A 3,742-nucleotide genomic window follows, 5' to 3' on the forward strand; every position below is an offset into this window, starting at 1 on the left:
TCCCCATGTGAGAGTAGGTCATCGTCAAGCTCCTATCCCAAAACCCCTGGTCAGCGATGACCAGGGGTTTTGCTTTTGCGCGCGGAAAAGTGGCAAGCCAGCAGCGCTGCGGACGGTAATCGAAAAACTTCGAGAGCTGCCGGGCGGCGTACTTCCGAGGGCATGGGAGACGCGATTTGCACTGTGCGCTCGTCTACAATAGCCGACAAATCCAGCCGAGCTCATTCATGTCCGATACCGATGTCCGTGGCCTGCAGGATCTTCCCCTGGAAGAACTGGTTGCTTGCCATGAGTGTGATCTGTTGATGCGCCGGGAACCCCTGGGACCGGGCGAGAAAGCCAATTGTCCGCGCTGCGGTTTCGAGTTGGCCGCGCATCGCCATCAATGGAAACGCCGTTGCTTCGCGCTGGTTCTGACGGCGCTATTTCTCTATATCCCAGCCAATTTCCTGCCGATCATGAATCTCAGCCTGCTCGGCCAGACCCGCAGCGATACGGTCTGGACGGGAGTGCTCGGTCTTTACGACAGTGGCATGCAGGGCGTCGCCATCCTGGTATTCCTGTGCAGCATGGTGATCCCGTTGGTCAAGTTGCTCTGCCAGTTGCTGGTGATGATCAGCGTGCGTTTCGGTATCGCCCGTCACATCGGCATGCTGCTCTACCGCGGCTATCACCATCTGCGCGAGTGGGGGATGCTCGAGGTCTACCTCATGGGTATCCTGGTTTCCATCGTCAAGCTGATCGACATGGCCGACCTCAGCCTGGGCATCGGCCTGGCCTGTTTCGTGGCGCTGCTGTTCACCCAGGTCTGGCTGGAGGTCACCATGTCGCCGCACCAGGTATGGGAAGCGCTGGGCGGCGAGGACGACGATGCGCGCGCTTGATGCCGGAATCCTGGTGTGCGGCGAGTGCCACCAGTTGAATCGCGCCGACGGGGACGAGCATCCGCGTTGCAGCCGCTGCGGTGCGGTGCTGCACGCCCGGCGCCCAAACAGCCTCACGCGCACCTGGGCGTTGCTGATCACCGCGGCGATCCTCTACATACCCGCCAACCTGTTGCCGATCATGACGGTCAACCTCTTCGGCAGCGGAATGCCCGCCACCATCATGGAGGGCGTGGTCGAACTGGTGCATGCCGACATGTTCCCCATCGCCATGGTGGTGTTCGTCGCCAGTATCCTGGTTCCTACTTTCAAGCTGGTGGGCATCGCCCTGCTGCTCTATTCGGTACAGCGGCACCAGCCGATGTCGGCCCGCCAGCGTATCCTGATGTATCGCTTCATCGAATGGATCGGGCGCTGGTCGATGCTCGATATCTTCGTCATCGCCATCCTCGTGGCGCTGGTGAATTTCGGCAACCTGGCGAGCATCGAGGCCAACCTCGGCGCCGCCGCCTTCGCCAGCGTGGTGGTGCTCACCATGCTCGCCGCTGTGACGTTCGACCCCCGGCTGATCTGGGACAACACCAATCTGGATGACGAGAATGAGTGATCTGCCAAGTCCGAAGAAACACAAGACCTCGAACTGGTCGGCGATCTGGGTGCTGCCGCTGGTAGCCCTGGCCATCGGTGCCTGGCTGGCGTGGCGTGCCTTCGACCAGGCCGGCGTGGACATCCAGGTTCGCTTCGAGAGCGGCGACGGGATCCAGGCCAACAAGACCGAGGTGCTGTACAAGGGCATCTCGGTGGGCAAGGTGACCGACCTGCATGTCAGCAAGGACATCAAGGGCGTGGTCGCGACCATCGAGATCAAGAAGGAAGCCCAGGAATATCTGAGCAAGGACACCCGCTTCTGGCTGGTCAAGCCGCGGGTTTCCCTGGCGGGCGTCACCGGCCTGGAAACCCTGGTCTCCGGCGTCTACATCGCGGTCGATCCGGTGAAGGGCGAGAAGGAAGAACGCTACTTCACCGCGTTGAAGGAGCCGCCACCCCTTTCCGACAAGCTGCCCGGCCTGCACCTGACCCTCAAGGCCGATCGCCTGGGCTCCCTGGAGCAGGGCAGCCCGGTGTTCTACCGGCAGATCCAGGTCGGCCAGGTGAAGAGCTTCCAGCTGGGCGATGACCAGAGGACCATCGAGATCAAGGTGCACATCGAGCCGGCCTACGCCGACCTGGTGCGCAAGCACACGCGATTCTGGAACGCCAGCGGCATCTCCATTTCCGGCGGCCTGTCCGGCTTCAAGGTGCACAGCGAGTCGCTGCTGACCCTGGTCGCCGGCGGTATCGCCTTCTCTACCCCGGAGAACCGCACCGACAGCCCGCCGACCGATCCGAGCAAGCCGTTCCGCCTGTACGACGACTACGACGCGGCCCAGGCCGGTCTGCGCGTGAAGCTGAAGATGAACGACGTCAGTGGTATCGATCCGGGCCGCACCCCGGTGATGTTCAACGGCGTGCAGGTCGGCCTGGTCAAGTCGATCGACATGGGCAAGGACTACAGCAGCGCCACTGCCGACCTGGCGATGGATCCGCGGGTCGAGGACATGCTGCTGGAAGGCACCGAATTCTGGACCGTCAAGCCAAGCATCTCCCTGGCCGGCATCACCGGCCTCGAGGCTCTGGTGAAAGGTAACTATATCGACGTGCGCTTCGCCAAGAGCGGCGCGCCGAGTCGCGAGTTCACCATCCGCCCGAAAGCGCCGCCGCTGAACACCGACGCGCCCGGCCTGCACCTGGTGCTGACCAGCGACAAGCTCGGCTCGATCGATATCGGCGCGCCGATCCTCTACCGCCAGGTCCGCGTCGGCAGCGTGCAGAGCTACCAGCTGTCGCGCGACCGCCAGCGAGTGGTGGTGGGTGTGCACATCGAGCCGGAGTACGCGCACCTGGTGAATACCTCGACGCGCTTCTGGAACTCCAGCGGGATCACCCTGACCGGCAACCTCAGCGGCGTGCAGGTGAAGAGCGAGTCGCTGCAGACCCTGATCACCGGCGGGATTTCCTTCGACACCCTCGATCCGAAGGCGCCGACCGTGACCAAGGTGCGTCGCTTCACCCTCTTCGACAGCGAGGAGGCGGCGATGGCCCGTGGCGTGGAAATCCAGCTGAGCATCGACAATGCCGACGGCCTGCGCGAAGGCACGCCGATCCGCTTCAAGGGCCTGGACATCGGCAAGATCGAAAGCGTCGAGCTGAACCCGGACCTCTCCGGGGTACTGATGAAGGCCCGCCTGACTTCCGCCGGCGAGCGCGTCGCCCGCAGCGGAACCCGCTTCTGGGTGGTGCGTCCGGCGCTCGGCCTGCTGCGTACCGAGAACCTCGGAACCCTGGTCAGCGGCCCCTATATCGAGGCGCTGCCGTCGAGCACGCCGGGCGAGCGCCAGGCACGCTTCCAGACTCTCGCCGAAGCACCCAACCTGCTGGGTCGGGAAAACGGCCTGCGGCTGACCCTCAGTGCGCCGCGCAAGGGCTCGATCAAGCCGGGCAACCTGGTGACCTACCGGCAGATCCCGGTGGGCAAGGTCGTCGACCTGGCCTTGGGCGAACAGGCCGACCGGGTGCTGATCAGCATCCTCATCGAACCGCGCTACGTACCGCTGGTGCGTACCGGCAGCCGTTTCTGGAATGCCAGCGGCTTCGGCGTCGACGCCAGCCTGTTCAAGGGCCTGTCGCTACGCACCGAGTCGATGGAGGCGCTGATGGAGGGCGGCATTGCCTTCGCCACCCCGAACAATGCGCAGATGGGCGAGCCCGCCAAGCCGGGGCAGACCTTCGCCCTGTTCGATTCGGCCAATGACGAATGG

At 63.8% G+C, this 3,742-nt stretch carries 3 protein-coding genes; all 3 read left to right on the forward strand.

The annotated features are described in order from the left end of the window. The first annotated feature begins 176 nt into the window (after positions 1-176). On the forward strand, positions 177-884 hold the full coding sequence (locus ACTJJX_RS34855; RefSeq protein ID WP_023187661.1) for a paraquat-inducible protein A: 708 nt from the start codon (positions 177-179) through the stop codon (positions 882-884). After that, the gene (locus tag ACTJJX_RS34860; protein ID WP_003107436.1) at positions 871-1,491 is read left to right on the forward strand and encodes a paraquat-inducible protein A; all 621 of its coding nucleotides are present in this window, start codon (positions 871-873) and stop codon (positions 1,489-1,491) included. Before ACTJJX_RS34855 ends, ACTJJX_RS34860 begins: the two co-directional genes overlap by 14 nt. Further along, the coding region (locus tag ACTJJX_RS34865; protein ID WP_033999512.1) for a PqiB family protein at positions 1,484-3,742 on the forward strand (2,259 nt) is incomplete at its 3' end. The genes ACTJJX_RS34860 and ACTJJX_RS34865, both read left to right, overlap by 8 nt.

The sequence above is a fragment of the Pseudomonas sp. 22490 genome (assembly GCF_052044465.1).
In the GTDB taxonomy this organism is placed as follows: Bacteria; Pseudomonadota; Gammaproteobacteria; order Pseudomonadales; family Pseudomonadaceae; genus Pseudomonas; species Pseudomonas aeruginosa.

Coding starts and splice junctions, on each gene's coding strand:
- ACTJJX_RS34860 (WP_003107436.1), top strand. CDS start 871: ATGCGCGCGCTTGATGCCGGAATCCTGGTGTGCGGCGAGTGCCACCAG.